Source organism: Herbidospora sp. RD11066, from assembly GCF_054661255.1.
Genome location: NZ_BAAGDO010000007.1, coordinates 369,024 through 393,870, shown reverse-complemented (window position 1 = coordinate 393,870; position 24,847 = coordinate 369,024). Strand labels below are relative to the sequence as shown.

At 70.6% G+C, this 24,847-nt stretch carries 16 protein-coding genes; 1 reads left to right on the top strand and 15 read right to left on the bottom strand.

Features of this window, described 5'->3' with window-relative positions; translation table 11 throughout:
- Window positions 1-2: 2 nt before the first annotated feature.
- Genes ACYQ78_RS27025 through ACYQ78_RS26990 form a run of 8 tightly spaced genes read right to left on the bottom strand, consistent with a single transcriptional unit; the run spans window position 3 to window position 14,196 of the window.
- Complete coding sequence (locus tag ACYQ78_RS27025; protein ID WP_066363211.1) at window positions 3-176, bottom strand: MbtH family protein; 174 nt, start codon at window positions 174-176, stop codon at window positions 3-5.
- Window positions 173-1,096, bottom strand: coding sequence for a methyltransferase family protein (locus ACYQ78_RS27020; protein WP_459803720.1), 924 nt, complete (start codon window positions 1,094-1,096; stop codon window positions 173-175). The genes ACYQ78_RS27025 and ACYQ78_RS27020 overlap by 4 nt, the downstream gene beginning before the upstream one ends.
- Complete coding sequence (locus ACYQ78_RS27015) at window positions 1,077-2,375, bottom strand: MFS transporter (RefSeq protein WP_459803719.1); 1,299 nt, start codon at window positions 2,373-2,375, stop codon at window positions 1,077-1,079. Before ACYQ78_RS27015 ends, ACYQ78_RS27020 begins: the two co-directional genes overlap by 20 nt.
- Complete coding sequence (locus tag ACYQ78_RS27010; protein WP_459803718.1) at window positions 2,360-6,406, bottom strand: non-ribosomal peptide synthetase; 4,047 nt, start codon at window positions 6,404-6,406, stop codon at window positions 2,360-2,362. The genes ACYQ78_RS27015 and ACYQ78_RS27010 overlap by 16 nt, the downstream gene beginning before the upstream one ends.
- A complete protein-coding gene (locus ACYQ78_RS27005; protein ID WP_459803717.1) occupies window positions 6,403-7,050 on the bottom strand; it encodes a DUF6875 domain-containing protein in 648 nt (215 codons plus the stop codon). The genes ACYQ78_RS27010 and ACYQ78_RS27005 overlap by 4 nt, the downstream gene beginning before the upstream one ends.
- Window positions 7,047-8,333, bottom strand: a complete 1,287-nt coding sequence (locus ACYQ78_RS27000) for an FAD-dependent oxidoreductase (protein ID WP_459803716.1) — start codon at window positions 8,331-8,333, stop codon at window positions 7,047-7,049. The genes ACYQ78_RS27005 and ACYQ78_RS27000 overlap by 4 nt, the downstream gene beginning before the upstream one ends.
- Window positions 8,318-11,275 carry an amino acid adenylation domain-containing protein gene (locus ACYQ78_RS26995; RefSeq protein WP_459803715.1) on the bottom strand — a complete coding sequence of 986 codons (2,958 nt, stop codon included), beginning with the start codon at window positions 11,273-11,275 and terminating at the stop codon, window positions 8,318-8,320. Before ACYQ78_RS26995 ends, ACYQ78_RS27000 begins: the two co-directional genes overlap by 16 nt.
- Window positions 11,272-14,196, bottom strand: a complete 2,925-nt coding sequence (locus ACYQ78_RS26990) for a non-ribosomal peptide synthetase (protein WP_459803714.1) — start codon at window positions 14,194-14,196, stop codon at window positions 11,272-11,274. Before ACYQ78_RS26990 ends, ACYQ78_RS26995 begins: the two co-directional genes overlap by 4 nt.
- A gap of 134 nt (window positions 14,197-14,330) precedes the next feature.
- Here ACYQ78_RS26990 and ACYQ78_RS26985 point away from each other — a divergent pair, with 134 nt between their 5' ends.
- Complete coding sequence (locus ACYQ78_RS26985) at window positions 14,331-17,291, top strand: class I adenylate-forming enzyme family protein (protein WP_459803713.1); 2,961 nt, start codon at window positions 14,331-14,333, stop codon at window positions 17,289-17,291.
- On the opposite strand, the gene ACYQ78_RS26980 is transcribed toward ACYQ78_RS26985, so the two are convergent.
- From ACYQ78_RS26980 to ACYQ78_RS26950, 7 genes are all read right to left on the bottom strand, one after another.
- Window positions 17,284-18,060 (bottom strand): ABC transporter permease, encoded by a 777-nt coding sequence (locus ACYQ78_RS26980; protein ID WP_459803712.1) that lies wholly within the window; start codon window positions 18,058-18,060, stop codon window positions 17,284-17,286. The two genes, ACYQ78_RS26985 and ACYQ78_RS26980, sit on opposite strands and share 8 nt — an antisense overlap.
- Window positions 18,053-18,841 carry an ABC transporter permease gene (locus ACYQ78_RS26975; protein WP_459803711.1) on the bottom strand — a complete coding sequence of 263 codons (789 nt, stop codon included), beginning with the start codon at window positions 18,839-18,841 and terminating at the stop codon, window positions 18,053-18,055. Before ACYQ78_RS26975 ends, ACYQ78_RS26980 begins: the two co-directional genes overlap by 8 nt.
- A gap of 52 nt (window positions 18,842-18,893) precedes the next feature.
- A complete protein-coding gene (locus tag ACYQ78_RS26970; RefSeq protein ID WP_459803710.1) occupies window positions 18,894-19,811 on the bottom strand; it encodes an ABC transporter ATP-binding protein in 918 nt (305 codons plus the stop codon).
- Between the two features lie 76 nt (window positions 19,812-19,887).
- Complete coding sequence (locus ACYQ78_RS26965) at window positions 19,888-21,423, bottom strand: glycoside hydrolase family 13 protein (protein WP_459803709.1); 1,536 nt, start codon at window positions 21,421-21,423, stop codon at window positions 19,888-19,890.
- A 53-nt stretch (window positions 21,424-21,476) separates the two neighbouring features.
- Window positions 21,477-22,334, bottom strand: coding sequence for a carbohydrate ABC transporter permease (locus ACYQ78_RS26960; RefSeq protein WP_459803708.1), 858 nt, complete (start codon window positions 22,332-22,334; stop codon window positions 21,477-21,479).
- 126 nt (window positions 22,335-22,460) lie between these two features.
- Window positions 22,461-23,375: a carbohydrate ABC transporter permease gene (locus ACYQ78_RS26955; protein ID WP_459803707.1), complete on the bottom strand. Its 915-nt coding sequence runs from the start codon at window positions 23,373-23,375 to the stop codon at window positions 22,461-22,463.
- 70 nt (window positions 23,376-23,445) lie between these two features.
- Window positions 23,446-24,831: an ABC transporter substrate-binding protein gene (locus tag ACYQ78_RS26950; protein WP_459803706.1), complete on the bottom strand. Its 1,386-nt coding sequence runs from the start codon at window positions 24,829-24,831 to the stop codon at window positions 23,446-23,448.
- Window positions 24,832-24,847 lie beyond the last annotated feature (16 nt).

Sequence of the window (24,847 nt, the reverse complement as noted above, 5' to 3'; positions counted from 1 at the left end):
CGTCAGGCCGGGCGGGCGCTCTTGGGGCGCATGTCCGTCCAGACCTCCTCGATGTGGGCGAGGCACTCCTCCTTGGTGCCCTCGAACCCGTCGGGGTGCCAGCCGTCGGGGATCTCCCGGCCCGTGGGCCAGAGGGAGTACTGCTCCTCGTCGTTGCGGACGACCAGGTGGGTCACGGCTCGCTCCTTGCGGTGATCAGGGTGTGCGTGGGTGAACGGGTCAGGTCGGTCGTGGTGACGTCGGCGGCTCCGGCCTCGCGGAGCCAGCCGGTGAGTTCTTCGGTGGTGTAGAGGCGGCCGCCCTGGGTGAGCCACAGGTTGAGGGCGAAGCCCTCGGTGAAGGCCTGGTCGGTGACGCCGCCGCGCGGGGTCGTGGTGGTCTCCAGGATGTGGACGTCGGCTCCCGACGCCACCGCCTCGTGAATGAGGCCCCTCGCCCGCGCTCGCGAGAAGCCGTGGACCACGTTGAACAGCAGCACGTGGTCGTAGCCCTCCAGCACCAGCGGTTCGGCGAGGTCGGCCTCCACCAGCGGCAGCGTGCACGGGGTGCCGGGCAGGTCGACGACGACCGCTTCCAAACCGGGGGTCCGGTCGAGGAAGGCCTGGGCGAACACGCCCCGGCCGCCGCCGACGTCGGCCAGGCGGCCGGGGGCCATCGGGATCAGGTCGACGACCTCTTCGGCCAGCCAGCCCGCCAAGCCTGACTGGAGCTGGTGGAAGACCGCCAGATCCGCGGGGCGCGACGACAGCCAGCGGTAGAAGTCGGCGCGGGGGCGGCCCGTCGCCAGGCCGTCGTACAGGTCGCGCCAGAACTCGCCGATGATGGCCGACCAGAGGCGCAGCGGGGTCGCGTAGCCCGAGGTCGTCCACATCTGAGAGGCGGTGAAGCCCTCGTCGTGGCGGTCGAGGTAGCCCGTCGTCGTGAGCAGGTCGAGCAGGAGGGTCAGGCCCTCCTCGTCGGCGCCGGTGGCCTTCGCGATCTCGGCCGCCGTGCCGGGGAGCGCGTCGAAGACGCCCAGCCGGACGGCCGCGTCGGCGGCGTGCAGGGTCATCCCGCCGATCACGTCCCACACGGGTTCACGCGGTGGCGACGGCATCGGGCACCTCCTCGGTCTTCTTGGGAGCGGGTTCGCGCAGGAACAGCACCCGGATCGCGACCACCGCCAGCAGCACGGCGTCGCACAGGATGACGAACGCGATCCCCCGGCCCTCCCCGGTGCCGATGAACGAGCCGACATTCCCGGCGAGCGCGCCGCCGGGCGACAGCCACGGCCCGGCGACGTGCTCGGCCAGCGGCCCGGCCAGCAGGTAGGCGAACGGCGAGGCGATGCCGCCGATCGAGTGCACGGTGCCGAGCACCCGGCCGAGGCTGTCGGGTTCGATGCCCGACTGGAGCACCGCGTTCCCCGAGCCCTGCACGACCGGCAGCGTGAACAGGAACGCCGCCGCCGCGAAGGCCACCACCCACGGGTCGGGACGGACCGTGTGCAGCACCAGGAACAGCGACCCGAGCAGCATGAACACGCCCATGCCCCTGATCCGCTTCTTCGGCCCGCCCCACACGCCCATCACCAGGCCGCCGAGGAAGACCCCAGAACCGCCCGCGAACATCAGCGCGCCCAGCACGGCCGGAGACCCGAACGACAGGATGAGCGGCTGCACCAGCACCCCGGCCACGGCGAAGCAGAAGTTGTACGCCGTGAACGTCAGCGTCAGCGACATCAGGTCGCGCCGCCTGCGCAGGTAGTGCCAGCCGTACGACAGGTCGGACAGCGGCGCCTTGGCCGAACCTGCACCCGGCGCCTTCACCACCGACACGGGCAGCTTCACGATCAGCAGCGTCGTCACCGCCACCGCGAACGTGGCCAGGTCGAGCACCAGCACCCCGGCCATGCCGATCGCGCCGAGCAGCGCGCCGGCCGCCAGCGGGGCGGCGATCTGGGTGGCCACGGTGATCTGCATGAGGCCGTTGGCGCGGGCGAGGTGGCGTTCGGGGATGAGCAGCGGGGTCATCGCCTGGTAGGTCGTCATGTGCAGCGTGCCGCAGATGGCGCCGACCAGCGAGCCGAGGCAGATGTGCCAGACCTGCAGCGCGTCGTTGTAGAGCAGCAGCGCCTGCACGCCCGTCGACATCGCGACCACGCAGTCGCTGATGATGAGCACCCGCCGCCGGTCGAACCGGTCGACGATCACCCCCGCGAACGGGCCGACCAGGATGGCGGGCAGCAGGCCCGACAGCATGACCAGCGCGAACAGGGTGGTCGACTCGGTGTTCTGGTAGACCCAGACGCCGAGCACGAAGCCCGTCAGGCTCGATCCGACGCCGGAGACCAGCGACGACAGCCAGACGATGCCGAATCTCACGAGGTCAGGCACATCGCCTCCACGTAACGCCGGATCAGCGCCCGGTCGGCGGGCGGGCAGGTGATCCCGGCGGCGGCCAGCAGCCCCCGGGTGCGCGAACAGTCGAACCACGGCCGGGGGAACGACGGCCGCTCCTCGGGCAGGTCGGTGACGAACGCCGCCAGCGGCAGGTCGGGCAGCCCGGCGTGGACGGCCTCCCGCCACTCCGTCCAGCCGACCAGCCTGACCCCGAGGGCGTCGGCGAGCTGCGCATAGCTGATCGTCGCCTCGTTGAAGTAGTGGTGGTCGGCCCCGGCGCCGGTCAGGACGTGGTGGACGATCGCGTCGGCGACGTGGTCGACCGGCGAGACGTCCTCGTCGTAGGGCAGGTCGGGGGCCATGCCGAGCCGGATCATGGTGGCCAGCAGGCGGCTGAAGTAGTCGCCGTCGTTGCCCCATCCGGTGCGGCTGTCGCCGCCGATCCTGGCCGGGCGGTGGATCGAGACGGGGATGCCACGATCGCGCGCCTGCGCGGCGAGCCGGTCGGCGACCCACTTGGTCTGGTTGTAGCCGCCGCCCAGCCCGGCCGGGTCTTCGGGCACGTCGGCCTCGGTGATCCGGCGGCTCTGGTAGGCCTTGCCGAGGTGGACCCCGAGCGTCGACACGTGGTGGACGGGGATGCCGCCCCCCAGCGCCGAGAGCCGCAGGATCTCCAGCGTGCCGCCGACGTTCACGTCTTTCAGCCGGCTGTACGGCTCCGCGAAGTTGATCAGCCCTCCGTTGTGGCAGATCACGTCCACCTTCTCCGCCAGCGCGGCGAAGTCACCTTCGGAGAGCCCGAGGCGGGGTGACCCCAGGTCGCCGGGGATGCCGACGACCCGCACTTCGGGCAGCCCCTGCGCGGCGAACGCGGCCCGGACGCGGGCCTCGGCGGCGGCGGGGGTGTCGGCTCGTACCAGACAGAGCAGTTCGGAGACGTGGGCCAGGCGGGCGGCGAGATGGGCTCCGAGGAACCCGGTCGCGCCGGTCAGCAGGACCGTGGTCCCCGTGCGCTCGCGCGGAGAGGTGACCTGGATGTCCGAAGGCAGCAGCGCCTCGGCGAGCAGGTCGGGCTCCTCCGAGGTGGCGTGGGTTCCCTCGACGACGGCCGCGAGTTCGGCCAGGTCGGCCGTCTCGAAGAGGGCGCGCAGCGGGAGCGCGACCCCGAGCCGGTCTTTCAGCGCGGCCAGCACCCGGGCGGCGAGCAGGGAGTGCCCGCCGAGCTCGAAGAAGTTGTCCCGCCGCCCGACGCGCCGGTCCCCCGCGACGATCGCCGACCAGACCTCGGCGACGGCCTCCTCGGCGGGCGTCCGCGGCGCCTCGTAGGGGGTGGACACGGTGACCTCGGGGAGCGCCGCCGTGTCGACCTTGCCGTGGCTGGTCCTGGGGACCGTCTCCAGCGGGACGAACACGTCGGGGACCAGGTAGTCGGGCAGGCGTTCCCGCAGGTAGGACCGTAGATCCGGCTCCCCGGCGACGAAGGCGACCAGCCGGTCGCCCACCGAGGTCACATGGGCGTCCCGCACCGAGGGATGCGCGGTCAGCGCGGCCTCGACCTCGCCCGGTTCGATGCGGTGGCCCCTGACCTTGAGCTGGCGGTCCTTGCGCCCGGCGAACTCGAAGCTCCCGTCGAGCCGCCGCCGGACCAGGTCACCGGTCCGGTACATGCGCGCACCCGGAACCCCGGAGAACGGATCGGGCACGAACCGCTCGGCGGTCATCCCCGGCTGGCCCAGGTAACCCCAGGCCAGGCAGTCGCCCGCCAGGTGGAGTTCGCCGTAGACGTTGTCGGGGGCGAGCCCGCCGTGGCTGTCGACGACGTGGGCCCGCACGTGCGGCAGCTCGGCGCCGATCGGCAGGTGCAGCAGGCCGGTGGGTTCCGAGGCCGTGTACGTGGTCGCGCACACCGTCGCCTCGGTCGGCCCGTAGTGGTTGACCAGCGGCGTCCCGGTCGCGGCCAGCCACGTGGCGACGGCGGAACCGGGCACCGACTCGCCGCCGACCATCATCAGCCGGACCGGCCAGTCGACCTCGCGCCCGGCCAGCTCGTCGGCCCAGCGGCGCCAGAGCGACGCCGCCGTGTCGACCGCCGTGATGCCGTGGCGGTCGACGACAGCCAGGAGTTCGGCCGCGTCGAGACGGGCCGGTTCGGGGTGCAGGACCAGCGCGCCGCCCGTGCTGAGCACCGGGAACAGGTCGCCCACCGAGGCGTCGAAGGTCAGCGGCGGGATCATCAGCACCCGGTCGGCGGCGGTGAACCCGTGGACGTCGGCGAACGCCCGGGTGAACCGCCGCAGCGACTCGTGCCCGACGGCGACGCCCTTGGGCGTGCCGGTCGAACCCGAGGTGAAGATGACGTAGGCCAGCTCGCTCGGTTCCACCGGCGAGTGGTCCCTTTCCGCGAACCCCTCTGGACCGACGACGCCGACGGCGTTGGCCGCGTCGAGCAACCGCTCCACGCGTTCGTCGGGATGCGACGGGTCGAGCGGGAGGTAGGCGCCACCCGCCCGGAGGATCCCCACGATGGCCGCGATGGCGTCGGGGCCGGCAGGGAGTCGTACACCGATGACACTGCCTTGGGTCAGCCCGGCCAGACCGAGGGCGTCGGCCCGCCGGAGCAGCTCGCGGTAGGTGACCGTCTCGGTGTCGGTGATCACCGCAGGTTGGTCGGAGGGCCGGATCTCCCATTTCTCCGTGGAAGGCGGCGAGACGGCCTGCCGGTGTACCTGGAGGGGCACGTCCCACATGCCCTGGTCGGCGTTCTCCACGGTCGCGCGCAGGACCGCGACCATGTGGTGGCCGATCGCGTCGATCGACGCCGCGTCGAACAGGTCGGTCGCGTAGTCGAGGTGGACGCCGTTGCCCTCCACCACCACCGTCAGGTCGAACCGGGCCGGGGGCGCGGACAGATCGTGGGCGGCGGCGGTCAGGCCGGGGGCGACCTCGATGGCGCCGCCGGGCTCCCCGGTCACCAGCATGACCTGGAAGATCGGGTTGTGGCTGAGGTCGCGCCGCCCGCCGGTCAGCTCGACGACCGAGTCGAACGGCAGGGTGCGGTGGTCGAGCGCGGTCATGGTCGTCTCGCGGGCCAGCCTGACCACCTGACGCAGCGCCGGGTTGCCGGTCAGGCGGGTCCGCAGCGCGACGGTGTTGACGAACATCCCGGCCGTGCGTTCCAGCTCGGGCAGTTCGCGGTCGCTGACCGGGGTGCCGATGACGACGTCGTCGGTGTCGGCGAGCCGGGCCAGCACCACGTTGAGCGCGGCCAGCACCACCATGAAGACGGTGGTCCGGTTGACCTGCGCCCAGGTCCGCAGCTCGGCCGCGAACCCCTCGGGGTAGATGACCGACCGCCGCACGCCGTCGAAGGTCGGCCGGGCCGGGCGCGGCCGGTCGAGCGGCAGGTCGAGCAGGCCGCTGGTGCCGTCGAGCCGTTCGGCCCAGAAGGCGCGGTCGGCCGCGTCGGTGTCGCGGGTCGCCAGCCACGCCGCGTAGTCGGGATACTGCGCCTGTACGGGGGCCAGGAAGTCCCCCCGGTAGATCGCGTACAGCTCGTCGAACAGGATCCCGGTCGTCTCGCCGTCGCAGATGATGTGGTGCAGGCACATCGCGAGGACGTGCCCGTCGTCGTGCGGGATCAGCAGCACCCGCAGCAGTGGCGCGTGGGCGAGGTCGAAGCCGTACGACAGGAACTCGGCGATGGTCCCCTCGGTGGCGAACGGCACCTCGACGCTCTCGGCGACGTGCTGGAAGGGCACGCCGTCGCGCACCACGATCGAGGTGCGCAGCGCCTCGTGCCGGGCCACCAGCGCGTCGATCGAGCGCCCCATCCTCGGCACGTCGAGGTCGCCGGTCAGCTTGTGGGCGGCCCAGCACAGGTAGCGGTCGCCGTCGAGTCCGGCCTGGTCGAGGAACCACAGCCGTTCCTGCGCCGGGGCGAGTGGCGCGTCCACGCCGGGGGCGCGGCGCGGGATCCCGGCCCGCTGGGCCGCGACCCGCGCCATCCGTTCCGACAACCGGCTCACGAGGACACCACGTCCCGCAGATGGGCCGGAACGTGGTCGCCGAAGATCGCCCGGTAGGCCGACACGTGCTCCTCGCGCGAGGTCAGGAACGGCAGGTCGGTGGTGACCATGTGCCGTACGACCAGCATCGGGACCGGCGCGTCGAGGGGGCGCAGCAGCGGGTTCCAGAGGCCGCCCTTTTCGGGAGGGCCGTCGTGGAACTCGCCGACCATGACGCCGGAGGTGACGTGCCGGTCCTTGAGGATCTCCTGGGCGGCGTCGATCAGGTCGAGCCGCCGGCAGGCGTCGGGGAACAGCACCAGCACGGCGGTGTGCATCGAGTCGGCGATCGAGCGGGGCGCGAGTTCGCCGAACCACTGCCGGTAGGGCTCGACGGCGGCCACGACCTCCTCGACGGTCTCGGGCCGTCCGGGGCGGACGGCGAGCAGGAACTTCCCACGGTCGATCGAACCCTGGGCGTACGGGCAGACCGGGCCGCGGCGGCCGAGTTCGGGGTGCGGGCGGGTCAGGTAGTCGCGGGCCCAGGAGGTCACCACGCGGAGCTTGCGGATGTACATGGCGCCGAGCGGGTGGAGCGGGCGGTCGCCTTCGACGTCCTTGACGGTGAAGAGGCGTAACGTCGGGTCGGCCGGGTGGGTGATCACTTCTGGTGCCTCCTGTCGCGGCGCCGGAGGAGTGCGACCGCCAGCCCCACGGCCACCGTCAACCCTCCCGCGCGGACGATCCGGTCCTGCTTTCGCGCACGCCGCAGCGCCTCGCCGTACGGCATGGTGGTGTGGCTGACCATCGTGTAGAGCGGTCGCCACATGTCGGGCAGCAGCCGGCTGAGCACGGTGTCCACCTGCTTGCGGGCCAGGTGGAGCGGGGAGCGCAGCCGGTCGCGGAGTTCCAGGAAGTTGTCGGCCGACAGGTCGGCCAGCACGTCGGTGTGCGGTTTCCTGCGCCGCTGGTAGGCGGCGAAGGCCGCCTCCGGGTTGGTCAGATTGGCCTGGACGCTCTCGGCGAGGACGACGCAGTCCTCGAACGCCGAGTTCATGCCCTGCCCGTAGAAGGGGTAGACGGCGTGACAGGCGTCGCCGATCAGCACCACCCGCCCGTTCTCGTGCCACTGGGAGGTGCGCACGGTCACCAGGTGCCCGATCGGGCTGCGGGCCAGCTGTCCTTCGAGATCGGGCAGGTCTGCGGCGGGGAGCACCCTCCGCACGAACGCCGCCAGGTCGGTCCGCTTCAGGTCGGCGTGGTCCATGAACAGCGTGCAGGTCAGCGACCCGTCGACGTTCGGGTGGGCGACCATCAGGCCCTCTTCGCCGGGCCAGACGTGCAGCGCCTCCAGCCGTTCGGTCGACGGCAGGTTCAGCTCCTTGTAGCCCCACGGCAGGAACTCCTGCCGGAAGTCGGCCGGACGTCCGCGCAGGAGTTCGGCACGGACCGCCGAGAACGCTCCATCGGCGCCGACGATCACGTCGGGCCAGACGGTCTCGCCACCGGCCTGGAACGACGGGGCGTCCCGGTCGATGGCGGTCACCGGGGTGTCGAAGAAGAACCTGACCCCTTCGAGCTTCTCGGCGTGCTCCACGAGGGTCCGGCTGAGGGCGTCCCGCCGGATCGAGTAGAGGATCTGTTCGGGGTCGCGCCCGTACGCGTGGAAGAACGGGCGCCCCTCCTTCGGGTGCACGTATCGGCCGCGCATCGGCACGGTGTGGGCCCGGACCGAATCCCACAACCCGGCGCCGCGCAGGGCGCCGATCCCCCGGGCCGACAGGCCCAGGTTGATCGACCGCCCCTCGTCGGGTGGCGCCACCCGGGGGTCGGCCCGTCGTTCGTAGACGTCGACGCGGTGGCCTTGCCCGGCCAGGTACACGGCCAGCAGCGAACCTGCCAGCCCCGCACCGACCACCGCGAAATGGATGTTCAGGTCGTCGCGCATGCGCGCTCGGCCTCCTCCAGGATCTCGTCGACCGCGGCCGCGAACTCGGCGACCGTACGGCTGGCGAACAGGGTGCGCACCGGGACGACCAGGTCGACGGCCCGGCGGATGCGCGCCACCACGCGGGTGGCGAGCAGCGAGTGCCCCCCGAGGGCGAAGAAGTCGTCGGTGACCCCCACACGGGGGATGCCGAGCACTTCGCCGAATATCTGGGCGACCAGCTCCTCGGCGTCGGTCCGGGGGGCGACGTACGCCTCTCCGGCCACGTCGGGAGCGGGCAGCGCCGCGCGGTCGAGCTTGCCGTTCCGGGTCAGCGGCAGCTCGGGCAGCGGCACGATGTGGCCCGGCACCAGGTGCTCAGGCAGGGTGCGCCGCAGGTGGGCGCGTAGATCGTCTTCGCGGGGGCCGCCCGTCACATAGGCGACGAGAGTGTCGTTCAGGGCGACCACGGCGGCGCTCTTGACGGCGGGGAAGGCGGTGAGGGCGGCTTCCACTTCGCCGGGCTCGGTTCGTACACCACGGATCTTGACCTGGTCGTCGAGGCGGCCGAGGAACTCCAGCTCGCCGTCGGGCCTGACGCGGGCCCGGTCGCCGGTGAGATACCGGCGCGAACCGGGCGGGCCGTGCGGGTCGGGGACGAAGCGCTGGGCGGATAATCGCGGCCGGTCGAGGTAGCCGCGCGCGATTCCGGCGCCGCCGATGGCGATCTCGCCCGGGATGCCCGGTGGGACCTCACGTTGCCGGGTGTCGAGGATCCTGACCGTGGTGCCCGCGATCGGGCGGCCGATCGAGGGCTTTCCGGCGCCGAGGTCGCCCGCCGTGGCGATCACGGTGGCCTCGGTCGGGCCGTAGGTGTTGACGAGCCGGACTCGATCACCGAAACGGGAACGCCAACGCTCGACCGCCGAGGCGGCGACGGGGTCGCCGCCGAGAATGACGAGCCGAAGATTCGGCGGCCATGCGATCTCGTCGATCTCCTCAACGAGGGCATGCCAAAAGGAGGTCGGCAAATCGAGCAACGTTACTCGAGCCCCTTCGGAAGTGGTCAGGAAATCCGGCAGGGTGCGCCCGCCATTGGGCAGCATCACGACCGTAGCCCCCGCTTCCAAAGATGGGAAGATCTCTTCCACGTGGGCGTCGAATCCGAGCTCCGCGAACTGGACCACACGGTCACCGGGGTGCAGGTCATAGGCCTTTCGCATCCAGGAAACGCGTTCCGATACGCTTTTGCGATCGATCACGACACCTTTTGGCAGACCACTTGACCCCGATGTGTAAAGCACATAGGCGGGTAAGGAATTGTCGGAGATTTCTGTCAGAAAGGCCCCGCTCAAATCCGCGGGCCGCACCGCGGCGATTCCCTGTACGAACGCGGCGTCGGCCACCAGAATATTCGTCTTGCCGTCCCGCAGAAGCGCGGAAATACGCGCGGCGGGAAGCCCGGGATCAACGGGCAGATAGGCGGCCCCGGCCCGCCAGACGGCCCGCAGAACGGGGACGAGATCGAGGGTCCGCTTCAGACAGACCCCGACGACGTCCCCAGGCCGCACCCCACGCGCGACCAGCCCGGAGGCCATCCGTCTGACACGTTCCTCCAGCTCACGATAGGTCAGCTCGACCCCATCGCAGGAGACGGCGGGCGAACCGGGGTCGATTCGAGAAGGCGAGTCACCGTGAGGCGCCGGGTCCGTGCCGGGTTCGGCATGGCGTGGCAGGTCGATCTCATCGGTGCCGTGCGTCTGTCCGTCGAGGGCGCAGAACAGGTTCAGATCGCCGCATGGCCGGTCGGGGTGGCTGCTGATGTCCTCCAGTAGTGCTTGGAAGCGGGCCGCGAAGCGCTCCGCCGTCGAACCGTCGAAGCGGCCCGTGTCGTAGGTGAGGATGAGGGCGGTTTCGGTGGGGCCCTGGAAGACGTCCAGGGAGAGGTCGCATTTGGCGGAGGCCAGGCCCGAGTCGTGGATCTCGACGTCGAGGTCGCCGAGGCGGGGGCGTTCGGTGGTCGTGCGGGTGTACTGGAACATCGCCTGGAACGGGACCCCGCCGGGCACGTCCCCGTGCTCGAAGGCCCGGAGCACGGCGCCCCGGGCCCGGTGCAGCGCCTCGATGAACGGGGGGTCGTCGGCCAGGTCGGTGCGGAGCATGGCCAGGCCGGTGAAGTAGCCGACCAGGGGTTCGGTGTCCACGCGGTCGCGGCCAAGGGTCGGCACGGCGACGCAGACGTCGGGCTGGGCGGCGTGCCGCGAGAGAAAGACCTGGTAGGCGGCGAGCAGCACCATGAACAGGGTGCCGCGTTCCCGCCGCGCGAGCGCCTCCAGCCCGCCGACCAGCTCCGGCGGCAGGGCGGCGAAGATCTGGCCTCCATGCCGGGTCGCGCGGGGCCGGTCGCCGGGGAGGTCGAGCACCGGCAGGTCCCGCAGCTCCTCGGCCCAGTATCCGGAATCGGGGCGTTCCGCCCGCGCCACGTGGTCGCCGAAGGTGATCGGCAGCGGTGGGAGCGTTCCCCCTAGGTAGAGGGTGTCGAGTTCGCGCAGCAGCACGTCGACCGACCAGCCGTCGGCGGCGATGTGGTGGACGACCAGGCACAGGACGTGGTCGTCCGGTGCCGTCTCGATCAGGGTGAACCGGGCGACCGGCCCGGCGGCCAGGTCGAACGGCCGGTTGGCGCGTTCGGCCACGGCCGCCATCGGGTCGGCGCCGTGGACCTTCTCCAGGCCCGGCCCGGCTGAGGTGACCAGCCGGGACGGCGTCCCGTCGTCGTCTTCGACGTACCGCCCGCGGAGCACGTCGTGCCGCGCGACGATCACGCCGAGCGCCGCCTCCAGCGCCGCGACGTCGAGGTGGCCCCTGATCCGCAGGGCCACCGGCATGTTGTACGACGCGTCGGCCGGGTCGAGACGCTGCAGGAACCAGAGTCGTCGCTGCCCGGCCGACAGCGCATTCACAGCCCGGCCCGGCGCTCGGCGACGTCGGCGGCGATCCCGGCCACGGTCGGCACATCGAAGAACACGTAGAACGGCACGTCGACCCCGAGCCGATCATGGATGCGCGCGGCGATCCTGGCGATCGTCAGCGAGTGCCCGCCGAGCTCGAACAGGCTCTCGTCGTCGCCGATCTCGTCGAGCCCGAGAACCTCCTCCCAGATCTCCCGCACCACCTCGACCGTCTCGTCGGTGACGGTGCCGGCCTCCTCCGGCAGGAACACCGGCGCCGGCAGCGCCCCCCGATCGAGCTTCCCGTTCGGGGTGAGGGGCATCCGCTCCAGCGCCACGAACGCACTGGGCACCATGTAGGCGGGCAGCACCCGCGCCGCCTCCCGCCGCAGGTCACCGACCGCGCCGACCGTGTAGGCGACGAGCTCCTGGTCGTGGACGACCACCGCCGCCTCCTGGGCGAACCCGAGCAGCACCGCCTCGATCTCCCCCAGCTCGATGCGGTGCCCCCGGACCTTGACCTGGTTGTCGCTCCGCCCGAGGAACTCCAGCCCGCCGTCCCTGACCCTGACCCGGTCCCCGGTCCGGTACATCCGCGCCCCGCCGGGGCCGTACGGACACGGCAGGAACCGCTCGGCCGTCAACCCCGGCCGCCCGAGATACCCCCGGGCCAGCCCGGCCCCGGTGATGTACAGCTCCCCCGGCACCCCGGTCGGCACCGGCCGCAGGTCGTCGTCGAGCACCAGCAGCCCGGTGGCGGCCAGCGGCCCGCCGATCGAGATCCGCGCGGGGTCGGGCGGCACCTCGGCGATGGTCGACCAGATCGTCGTCTCGGTGGGCCCGTAGACGTTGAACAACCGCGCGACCCTCGGTCGCAACCTGGCGGCCAGCGGAAGGGGCAGCGCCTCCCCGCCGACCAGCGCGGTGACCGGCGCCTCGAACCCGGCGTCGACCAGCAACCGCCAGGTCGACGGCGTGGCCTGAACATGGGTCACCCCATGAGCCGAGATGAGCGCCCGAAGCGCGTCCCCGTCAGCGGCCTGCGCCTCGGTCGCGATGACCACCCGCCCCCCGGTCACCAGCGGCAACCAGAGCTCCAGCCCGGAGATGTCGAACGACAGCGACGTCACCGCCAGCCACGTCGCCGCCGGGCCGGACCGGGTCTCGTCCCGGATGGACAGCAGCAGATTCGTCAGCGCCGCATGGCCGACCTCCACCCCCTTGGGCCGCCCGGTCGACCCGGACGTGTAGATCACATAAGCCCGATCCCCGGGAGCCTCCGGTCTCGTCGTGGCCGAATCGACAGCGTCGAGTGAGACCCGGACCGGACCGGTGAGGTCGCTGGACGCGTCCGCGAGGAGGGCCGAGGCGCCTGAGTCGGAGAGGACGTAGGCGAGGCGTTCCGCCGGGTATGCCGGGTCGAGCGGGAGATACGAAGCCCCCGCCCGCCAGATCCCCAGCACGCCCGTGACCAGCCGCTCCGTGCGGGGAGCAGAGATGGCCACGAGGTCGCCGGGGCGTACACCCGACTGCTTGAGGCGTTCGGCCACGGCGTCGGCCTGGGCCATGAGTTCGCGGTAGGTCAGGCGGTGTTCGCCGATGACCGCGACCGCGTCCGGGGTGCGGGTGGCCTGGGCGGCGACCAGGTCGGGGACCGCCGCGGTGCCGGGGAAGGTGGTGGTGGACCAGATGCCGGGGGGCTCTTCGGTCACCGGCAGCGCATGCAGCGGCGTCGCCGGGTCGTCGGTGACGTGCCGCAGCACGTCGAGCAGGTGGGTGGCGATCCGGTCGGCGTCGGTGCGGGGCATCGACGCGGGCGGGAACTGGAGCATCACGCCGAGGCCGTCGGGGCCCTCGACCAGGTGGAACCGCAGGGCGTTGCGGGCGACGTGGTTGAAGACCACCCATTTCACTTCGGTACGCAGCCCCGTGAACTCGGGCGGCGCGATCCGGCGGCGGTAGGTGAGGGACACCGGCGCGAGCGCGATGCCCGGCTTCGTGCCGGGGGCGGCCCGGCCCAGCGGGACCTCGCGGACCCGGTAGAGCTCGCGCAGCCCGGCCCTGACCTCGTGGGCGAACGTGGTGAACGGGGTGTCGGGCCGTGGGTCGGAGCTGAAGGGCAGCTCGTTGACGTGGACGCCGATGCGCTCGCTCGCCCCGGCCGCACGGGTGCCGAGGTCGAGGGCGGTGACCGGGAGCGGGTTGCCGTACCGGAACAGGAGAGCGTGCACCGACGCCACGACCAGCTCGAACCGGGTGACCCCGAGCTGGGCGGCGGCCTTCTCCAGGATCGGGTCGGTCAGGAACAGCTCGACCGCCTCGCCCGGCTGCACCGCGTCCTCCGGCCGGTCGAGACCGGGCAGCACGACGTCGGGGAACTCGGTCGGGCGCCCCGACCAGTAGGCCCGCGCGGCCGGCAGCCCTTCGGCGACCCTCCGGGCCTCGGCGGCGAGGTCGAACGGTTCCGGTTTTTCCGTAGGAAGGGCCTGATCGTAGAGGCGGGCCAGGTCGGCGACGAACACGTCGGTCGACTGGCCGTCGAAGACCAGGTGGTGGGCGACCACCAGCAGCTCGTGCTCGGACGGGCCGAGCGGGAACAGCGCCATCCTGGTCAGCGGCCCCGTGGCCAGGTCGAACGGCCGGAGGATCACCTCTCTCTGGACGTCGGCTAATCGGTCGGGATCGGTCTCGATGATCTCGAAGGGCACCGGTGGCCCGTCGACCTGGTAGGGGGCGCCGGATTCCTCCCGGACCGCCGCCCGCAGGACCGGATGCAGGGTGACCACGCCCGCGCACGCGCGGCGCAGCGCGTCCACATCGAGCTCACCGGAGAACCGGATCGCGAAAGGCATGTGGTGGACGGCCCCCGCGCCGCCGAGACGTTCGTTGAACCAGATGCCGCTCTGCGGCACCGAAAGTGGTACTCGTGACATTACCTGCCCCAACGCTTCGCTTATTTCGTGAGTATGACCAGAAATTGCGTTCACTTGCTAGATACTTGTGAGGAATCGTTAGGTCTGATTTACTCCCCTTCCGACCGTCTGCTGTACGCGGAAGAGGTGGGCCCATGACCGCGACCCTCCCCCACTTACTTCGTGCGAGGGCCGTCGAACAACCGGACAGATCCGCCCTGATCAGCACGGACGGCAGAGAACTGACGTTCGGCGAGTGGGACGCGGCGGCCGACGCGGGGGCGTGCGCCCTCCTCGGCAAGGGCTTGCAACGGGGTGACCGGGTCGGGCTGCTCTTCCCTAACGATCGATGGGTCGATTTCGCCATCGCCTGCATGGCTGTTTTGCGGGCCGGTGGCGTGGCCGTGCCGCTGTCGGCCCGGCAGTCCGAGGCGACCCTGAAGGTCATGACCGACGACTGCGCGGCCCGCTGGGTGCTGACCGAGGTGCCTACGGGTTCCGGGGTCCCCGACGTGGAACTCCACCCCGACGACCCCGCCCAGATCCTCTACACCTCGGGCACGACCGGGCGGCCGAAGGGCGTCATGGCCACCCACGCCAACCTGGCCTGGGGCCACAGCGAGAAGCCGGCGTTCCGGGCGTTCGGCCATTCGCGCCACTTCCTGCACGCGTTCCCGATCGGCACCAACGCGGGCCAGATGATGCTGGTCAACACCCTGACGGCGGCCCCAACGGCGGTCGTGGCCCCGCAATTCGACGCGGCGGAGTTCTGCGGCCTGATCGAGAAGTTCCGCGCCGGGACGGTGTTCGTGGTCCCCGCGATGGCGACCGAACTCCTCGACTCGGGCGTGTGGCGCGACCACGACCTGTCGAGCGTCGTGCTGTTGAGCTCCTCGGCCGACGCCCTGCCCCCAAGGGTGGCGGCGGGCCTGCCGGAAGCCTTCCCGAAGGCGATGATCGTCAACTACTACACCTCGACCGAGGCGGTCCCGGCCCAGACGACGATGATCGTCGACCCCCGCCGCCCCGACTCGGTGGGCCGCGCCACCAACCAGAGCGACCTGATGATCGCCGACGAGGAAGGGGTTCCCGTTCCCGCGGGCGAGGTCGGCGAGGTCTGGCTCCGCGCCCCCGCCGCCCAGCGCACCTACTACGGCGACCCCGGCACGAGCGCCAGGACCTTCAAGAACGGCTGGACCAGGATGGGCGACCTAGGCCGCCTCGACGCCGCGGGCCACCTCTACCTGGTCGGACGCGAAAGCGACGTCATCAAGTCGGGCGGCCTGAAGATCTCATTGCCGCAGGTGGAAGCGGCCATCCGCGAACACCCGTCGGTCGCCGACGCCGCCGTGGTCGGCCTCCCCCACCCCACGATGGGCCAAATGATCGCCGCAGCCGTGGTCCGCAAAGCCGAAGTTGGCACTCACAGGCAAGCCGAAGGGCCCATCGACGCATCGGCCGAAGTTGGCACTGATGGGCAAGGCGAGGAACTCACCGCCGATCAGTTGCGCACCTTCTTGCATCAGCGGCTGGCGCGGAATGAAGTCCCCTCCCGCTTCGCATTCGTCGATGCGCTTCCCCGCAATGAGCTCGGCAAGGTCGTGAAAGCCGAGGTCAGGGCGCTGTTCAACGTCGCCAAGCCCGTTGGGCGGCCGCTGGAGAGCGCCGAGGAACAGACCCTTGCCCGGTTGTGGTCGGGAGTGCTCGGCGTCCCGGCCACCAGTGCCGACGATGATTTCTTCGCCCTCGGTGGGGATTCCCTGAGGGCCGCTCAGCTGGCCGCGCGGGTGGCCGAGAAGTTCGGCGTCGCCGTTGAGGGGACGTTCGCGTTCGATCAGCCCGTGCTGGCTCGACAGGCCGGCCAGATCCGCGACGCCGTGGCCACCGCCGCTGGCGACGACGGCGTGGTTCTGGAGGATGGCGCCCTCTCCGGAGTGCAGGCCCACTGGTGGCGGTGGATGCACGCCTCCGGAGAGCGGCGTCATATGCCGCCCGTCCACGTCGCGGTCAGGGTCCCCGGGGGGCTCGATCTCGGGGTGCTCGACAAGGCCGTCGCGGAACTGGTGAAGCGGCACGACAGTCTCAGGACCGTTTTCCGGGATCCCGGCGTGGGGCCGGTGCTGGAGACGATGGAGGTGCCGATCGGCGTACACAGGAGTGGTTCGCCGGAGGAGGCGGCCGAGCTGGCCGCCGACCGGGTGCGGGCGCCGTTCGACGTCGAGAACGGGCCGCTGCTGCGGGTCGAGGTGATCGAGCTGCCGGAAGGGTGTGTGCTGGTCGTCTCCGTCCATCATCTGGTGTTCGACGGCGGGTCGGCGACGGTGCTGCTGCGGGAGCTCGGGGTGCTCTACTCCGCCATCCGGCACGGCGCCTCCTCTCCGCTGCCTCCGGCGGTGCCCTACGGCGACGTGGTGGCGTGGGAGCGGCGGGAATGGGCGCGGCACCGCCCGTGGTGGGAGGCCTCTCTCACGGGCGCTCCGACGTCGCTGGAACGCCTGCCCGGACGGGCGCGTGACGTGCGGTTGTGCGCGGCGGACGCGCATCGTTTCGACGTCCCCGACGTGCTGGGCCTGGCCCGGTCCCGGGGGGCCACGGTGGCGATGGTGCTGGCGGCGGCGTGGGCGCTGACGCTCGGCGAGTGGGCGAAGGCGCCGGAGCTGGTGCTGGCCAATCCGGTCAGCGGGCGGGCGCGGCCGGGGTTCGAGAACGCGGTCGGGTGCCTGTTCCGGTGGAACCTGATCACGGTTCCGGGCGTGGGAGCGCTGCCCGACGTCATCGACCACGTCCGGACCGAGGTCCTCGCGGCCTCCGAGCGGCAGTTCCACGACTGGGGGCATCTGCACTCGCTCGTGCCGTTCCCTGCCTACTTCCGGTTCGAGAGCTGGGGGCACCCGCCGCACCTGCCGGGGGTGCCGTCGGAGGAGTTCGCCGTCCCGGCCGGGCCGATCATGGAGTGGACGCTGCCCGACGACGACCCCGACCTGCACCCGCCGGAGATCCTCATCAGCGAGGCGCACGACGGGACCCTGCGCGGCCAGCTCATCTACAACCGGCACGCCTACGAGGCCGCCGACATCGCCCAGCTGGCCGCCGACTTCGTGAACCGGCTCACCTAGCCATCAGGGTGGTCCAGCGCGCCTGGGCCACCGCCAGCATCACGCCGCCGAACACGAGCAGGTAGGCGGCGTTCAGCAGCAGCCCCGGCCCGACCTCGCCCAGCGCCAGGCCGCGCGACAGCTCGATCGCGTGGTAGAGCGGGAGCGCTTCCACCAGGACCCGCACCCAGTCGGTGTAGACGGTGACGGGGTAGAAGGTCGTCGCGAACAGGAACATGGGCAGCATCACGAGCTGGACGTACTGGAAACTGTGCCAGCCCCGGGCGTACGCGGCCGCGGCCAGCCCGGCCGCGCCGAACGCGAAGGCCGTCAGCAGCCCGGCCGGAACCGCGAGGATCACCCAGGGCGACCGGGCCAGCCCGAAGGCGGCGATCACCGCCAGGAAGCCCACCCCGGTGATCAACGCCCTGGTCGCCGCCCACAGGAGCTCTCCGGCGACCATGCCGCGCACGGTGATCGGGGTCACCAGCAGCGAGTGGTAGAAGCGGTCGAAGGCGAGCTTGCCGTACACGGTGTTGGTGGTCTCTTCGAGCGCGCTGTTCATCATCGCCGTCGCCAGCAGAGCGGGCGCGACAAAAGCCGCATACGGTACGTCGACTCCCGGCACACTCCCGACGAGCGCTCCCACGCCGACTCCGAGCGCGAGCAGGTAGAGGATCGGTTCGTACACGGAGAAGAGTGCCATCGTCCACGGGGTGCCGCCCTTGTGCACCCACACGTTGCGCAGCACCACGAGATGGGCGCCGCCGGCGGCCGGGAGCCTAGACATAGAGCACCTTCCGGAAGGTGACCCGCCCGATCAGCACCCCGGCGACCGCGAGAACGCCCAGGTAGGCGACGTGCAGCGTGGTCATGCCGAGGGTCGCCGTGCCGAGGGCCAACGAGCGGCACAGGTCGGCGCCGTGCCAGAGCGGGAGCGCGTACATCAGCGTTCGGAGTGCGGCGGGGAGCTGTTCGACGGAGAAGAACGTGCCCGAGAACAGGTACATCGGCATGACCGCGAACCGGAACACCGTGTTCAGGCGCGGGAAGTCGGTCACGGTCACCGCCCAGGCCGCGACGACCGTCGCCGGTGCGATCCCCGTGAGCGTGGCGGCCAGCAGGACCGCGAGAGCCGTACCGAAAGAGGAGAAGAGCCCGAAACCGGCCATCACCGCGACGAAGGCGAGCGCTCCCACGAACACCCGCAACGCGACGAACAGCAGATGCCCGGCCATCACCTCGCCCGGCGAGAGCGGCGTCGCGATCGCGGTCTGGTAGACCCGCTCCCGCCCGCGCGCCGTCGCCACCCCAAACCCGGCGTCGATGAACGCGTTCTGGAACGCCGCGGCGGCCAGCATCCCCGGCGCGAAGAACTGGAGATAGGGCACGCCTTCGACGTCGCCCCGCACCAGCGATCCGAGGCCCGCCCCGATGGCCAGCAGGAACAGCAGCGGATTGGCCACCGAGACGACGGCCGTGCCCTGCCAGGTGCGGCGATACCGGAACAGCCAGTAGGTCAGCGCCCGGAACATCGGCTCAACCCCCGTCGTGTACGAAGAGAGCCACATCCCGCGGCAGGCGACGATCGCCCGTTGATCGGCCCGCGCATCCGCCTGGCCATCAGTCGGTCAGCGATCGGCCGGTGAGGCGGAGGAAGACGTCCTCCAGCGTGGCCCGCCTGACCAGAGCGGTGATCGGGCGCAGGCCGACCTCTGTCACGTGGGCCAGGACGGCGTCGCCGTCGTCGGCGTAGCAGAGGAGGCGGTCGGGGAGGACCTCCACGTCGCCGCCGAGTTTCTCGGCCGCCTGGTGCTGTTCGCCCGGGGGAAAGCGGAGTTCCAGGACCTCCCGGGTCACATGGCGGTCGATCAGCTCACGTGGGGTGCCCTCGTCGGCGATCAGGCCCTTGTCCATGATGACCAGGCGGTCGCAGAGCTGTTCGGCCTCGTCCATGTAGTGGGTGGTGAGGATCAGGGTCACGCCCGCGCTCTTCAGGCGGAACAGGCGGTCCCACAGGATGTGGCGCGCCTGCGGGTCGAGGCCGGTGGTCGGCTCGTCGAGGAGCAGGATGTCGGGGTCGTTGACCAGGGAGCGCGCGATGGTCAGGCGCCGCCGCATGCCGCCGGAGAGGTGTTCGACCCGCTCACCCGCCTTCTCCGCGAGCTGGGCGAACTCCAGCAGTTCGGCGCTCTTGGCCCGCATGTGCTTCAGGGAGAGCCCGAAGTACAGGCCGTACACGATCAGGTTCTCGCGGACCGTCAGCTGGAGGTCGAGCGCGTCGTCCTGCGGGACGACGCCAAGGCGGGCGCGTAACGCGCGGCCGTGGACCACCGGGTCCTGGTCGAGGATGCGCAGGGTCCCGCCGCTGGGCTGCGAGACGCACGCCAGCATCCGCATCGTCGACGACTTGCCGGCCCCGTTCGGCCCCAGGAAGCCGAAGGCCTCCCCCCGTTCGACCCGGAACCCGATCCCGGCGACCGCTTTCACATCGGTCCCCGGATAGACCTTTTCCAGCTCCGAAGCCTCGATCAATGCCATGAAGATCCCCCCGGATGGCGCGGGTCCGTGACCGCCTTCCCACGAGCGGTCACGGACCCGAGATGGTGAACCCCCGTCAGCGGAGCCAGACGGTGGTGTCGGAGGGCAGTACGTCGCCCTCCAGAGGGCCGCTCGCCAGCAGCACCTCGGTGTGCGGCGGCAGCGGCGCGGGTTCGGTGCCCAGGTTGACCACGCAGACCAGGCCCGAGTCGCGCTGGAAGGCGAGCACGTCGTCGCGGGACTCGCACCAGGTCAGGGTGCCGTCGCCGAGGTGTTCGCGGCGCAGCCTGAGGCCGTTGCGGTAGAGGGTCAGCATCGAGCCGAGGTCCTCGCTCTGGGCCTCGACGGTCAGCTTGTTCCAGTCGGCGGGCTGGGGCAGCCACGGGTTGCCCGTACCGAAACCGAAGGGCTTCTCCTGGCCCGACCACGGCAGCGGGACGCGGCAGCCGTCGCGGCCCGGCACGGTGTGCTCCGAGCGCACCCACATCGGGTCTTCCCGCAGCTCACCGGGGATGTCGTCGACCTCGGGCAGGCCCAGTTCCTCGCCCTGGTAGATGTACACGCCACCGGGCAGGGCCATGGCCAGCAGCGCCGCCGCCCTGGCCCGGCGGTAGCCGAGCTCCAGGTCGGAGGGAAAGCCGTCACGGCGGGCGCCGTGGTCCCACGAGGTGATCTCGCGGCCGTAGCGGGTCACCACGCGGGTCACGTCGTGGTTCGACAGCACCCACGTGGGCGGCGCGCCCAGCGGGGCGTGGGTCTCCAGCGTCGTGGTGATCGAGTTCCGCAGCGCCTCCGGCTCCCAGGGCGCGGCCAGGAAGTCGAAGTTGAACGCGGTGTGCAGCTCGTCGGCCCGCAGGTAGCGGGCGAACCGCTCCTGGTCGGGGAACCAGACCTCACCGATGAAGATCCGGTCGGTGTACTCGCTGTCGGCCAGGCGCCGCCAGCTCCGGTAGACGTCGTGGACGGCGGGCTGGTCGGTGTAGCCGTCGGGGTCGCCGCCCTCGAAGTCCTTGACCAGCACGGCCGCCGAGTCGATGCGGATGCCGTCGACGCCGCGGTCGAACCAGAAGCGCAGGACGTCGTGGAACTCCTGGTGGACCTCCGGGTTCGTCCAGTTGAAGTCGGGCTGTTCCGGCGCGAACAGGTGCAGGTACCACTGGCCGTCGGGGACCTGGGTCCACGCGGGGCCACCGAAGATCGACTTCCAGTCGCCGGGCTCGTCGCGGAACCAGAACCGCTCCCGCTCGGGCGAGCCGGGGCCGGCCGCCAGCGCCGCCTTGAACCACTCGCTCTGGTCGGAGTGGTGGTTCGGCACGACGTCGATGATCACCTTGATGCCCAGCTCGTGGGCCTCCGCGATGAACCCCTCCGCCTCCGCCAGGTCGCCGAACAACGGCTCGATGGCCCGGTAGTCGGCCACGTCGTAGCCGCCGTCGGCCATCGGGGAGGGATACCACGGGACCAGCCACACGGCGTTGACCCCGAGCTCCGCGAGGTAGGCCAGGCGGCTGCGCAGACCGGCGAGGTCGCCGATGCCGTCGCCGTTACCGTCGGCGAAGCTGCGCAGGTAGACCTGGTAGATCGCGGCCCCCCGCCACCACGTTTCGGGCATGCTGGAACAACTCCTTAGGCTTTATTGGAGAGTGGGCGACACCGACGACGGGGTCAGCCTTTTAGGCTTCCCGCCGTCAGACCGGCCATGATGCTGCGCTGGAACACCAGGAACACCAGGATCGCCGGGATGCTCGCGATGACGAGCGCGGCGATCAGGACGTTCTGCGGCATCTGGGCCGACAACGAGGAGATGCCGACGCTGATCGACATCTTGTCGCTGTCCGGCAGGACCAGCAGCGGCCAGACGAAGTCCTTCCAGACGTTGACGACCGCGAGGATGGAGACCACCCCGAGGATCGGCCGCGAGACCGGAAGGACCACCGACCAGAGGATACGCATCGGCGACGCGCCGTCGATCTGGGCGGCTTCCAGCAGCTCACGCGGGATCGAGTCGAAGAACCGCTTGAGCAGGAAGATGAAGAACCCGTTGGCCGCCGCGGGGAGCCAGATCGCCCACGGGGTGTTCAGCAGGCTCCATCCGAAGATGGGCAGCTCCACCGCCGACAGGTACGCCGGAAGCAGGATGACCATCGGGGGGATCATGAGCGTCGACAGGACCAGCGCCAGCACCAGCTTGCCCAGGACCGGCCGCAGTTTCGACAGCGCGTAGGCGGCGGCCACGTCGAACGTCAGCGTGAAGAACCAGGCGCCGGCCGCGTAGATCAGCGTGTTCTTCAGGAACAGGCCCAGGTCGAGCAGGTCCCACGCCTCGGCCCACACGCCGGTGTTCAGTTCCGTCGGGAAGAACGTCGGCGGTACGGTGGCGAGCTCCTCGGGCGACTTCATCGCCCCGGTGATCATCCAGTACAGCGGGAACACGAAGGCGAGCGTGAACCCGACGACGACGACCGTCAGGACGGTCCAGTAGACGATCTTCCCGCGCGTGGTGGTCAGCGTGTGGGGCGACACCAGGCCACGGAACTGCTGCGGCGCTTCCTTCTTCCTCTTTCGAGGCTGTCTGGTCGCCGTCTTCGGAGCAGGGGCCTTTTCGATCGGCCTCTGTACGGTGCTCTGCGACATCGGTGTTCCTCCTCCCTAGTTCTGTTCGCGCGAGACGCGCAGGTAGAAGGCGGAGAAGACGATGAGGACGAGCATCAGCATCAGCCCGAGGGCGCCGCCGCCGCCGAAGTTCCCGAAGCTGAAGGCGTACTGGTACATCAGATAGGCCACCGTCACGGTCGCGTTCTCCGGGCCGCCGCCGGTCAGCAGGAAGGGCTCGATGAAGACCTGCATGGTCGCCACGATCTGCAGCAGCAGCATGACCAGCAGGATCAGCCGCGTCTGCGGGATCGTGATGTGCCACACGCGCTTGAAGATGCCCGCGCCGTCGAGCTCGGCCGCCTCGTACAGCTCACTGGGGATGCTCTGGAGTGCCGCCAGGTAGATCAGCGTGCCGGTTCCGAGGTTCATCCAGGTGGAGACGATGACGAGCGAGGGCAGGGCGGTCGTGGTCGAGTCGAGCCAGGCCAGCGGGGGGATGCCGACCACGCCGAGGATCTGGTTGAACAGGCCGGTGCCGGGGTCGTAGAACCATTTGAACAGCAGCACCGCCACGGCCGGGGGGAGCATGACCGGCAAGTAGACGATCAGGCGCAGGTAGCCCTGGGCGTGCCGGAGCTCGTTCAGGACGACCGCGAACACGAACGGGACGACGTAGCCGAAGACCAGCGCCAGCAGGGTGAAGATCCCGGTGTTCACCCAGGCGGAGATGAAGGCCGGGTCGTCCAGGACGGTGCGGAAGTTCTCCAGGCCGACCCACTCCGTCGAGTTCACGAAGTTGGTCTTCTGGAAGGAGAGGATGAACTCCCGGACCATGGGGATCCAGGAGAAGAACGCGAAGCAGATCAGCGCCCCGGAGAGGAAGCCGTAGGCCGTGAGGTTCCGGCTCACCGCGCGCCGCAGGGCCCCGGGGGGTCGCCGGCGGGCGCCCTTCGCGGAGAGAGTCGTCATCGGTTTGCGCTCACAATCTCAAACGTGACCATCGGGGGCCGGCTCTGTGACCGGCCCCCGAACTTCAAGGTCAGCCCGCTGCCAGCAGCTTGTTGACCTTCTCTTCCGCAGCCGCCAGCAGCTCGTCGATGTTGGCGTCCTGGCGCGTGAGGACCGCCGACATCGGGGTGTCGAGGATGGCGTAGATCTCCTGGGCCTTGCCCGGCTCCAGCTTGAAGGTCACCGTCTTGGTGCCCTCGACGTACGGCGCGAAGTGCTCCGTCGGGACGTTGGCGTTGGCCTCACGGTCGCTCTGGATCTGCGCGCCGGGGGCGGCCGAACCGTAGAGGTCGGTGAGGGGCAGGCCCGTCGGGAGGCCGTCGGCCTTGTTGCGGGCGTAGTCGAACTGACCCTGGCCCGGGGTGAGGAACTTGAACTCCAGCCACTTCAGACCGGCCTTGATCTGGTCGGGCGTGGCCTTCGCGTTGAACATGTAGCCGTCGCCACCGGACAGCGACTGGGTCGACTCGGGGAGCGCGGTCACGCCGTAGTCCTCGAACTTGCCCTTGAAGTCGTTGTTGACGGCCTGGACGACGTCGGGGGCGCCGATCATCATGCCGAGCTTGCCGGAGCCCATCATCCGCATGAGGTCCTCCCAGCGGAGCAGCTGCTTGGTGCCCATGCTGTTGTCGTCCCACCGCATCTTGCGGAGGTTCTCCAGCACGGCCTTGCCCTGCTCGCTGTTGAACGCGGCGGTCTTGCCGTCCTCGCTGGTGATCGCGCCACCGCGGGCGTAGATCGACGAGGTGAAGTGCCAGCCGCCGGTGTTGCCCGCGGAGTACTCGCCGAAGCCGACGTAACCGGCGCCGAGCCCGGCGATCTTCTTGGCGGCGTCCTGGACTTCGGCCCAGGTCTTGGGCGGCATGTCCGGGTTGAGGCCGGCCTCGGTGAAGAGCTTGCGGTTGTAGACGAGGCCGGTCGCGTAGTTGGTACGCGGCACGCCGTAGGTCTTGCCGCCGTTCTCGAACACGCCCTTCACGTCGGGACGGACCTGCGCCAGCATCGGCGACTCACTCAGGTAGGGAGTGATGTCGGCGGCCTGACCGGCCCCGATGATGCGGGCGGCGTCGGTGTAGTAGACGTAGAACAGGTCTTCCATCTGGCCACCGGCGAGCTTGGCCTGGAAGGTCTCCGGAACGATGCAAGGGAAGGCGTCCTTGCTCTCGATCGTGATGTAGGGGAATTTCGCCTGGAACGCGGTGACGTCCGCGTCCCACTGCGCGCGCTCCTTGGGGTTCGTCTTCGGAGGCTGGCAGCCCACGCTGATCGACACGGGCGCGTTCTCGACGGCGGCGGGGGCCGAGCCGCTTGCGGGGCCTGCGGCCGGCGGAGCCGGGGTGTCTTCGGAGCCACACGCCGCAGCGGCGAGGGTAAGCCCCGCCACGGCCAGCAACGTCGCGAATTTACGGGATTGCATCAATGATTCCCTCCTG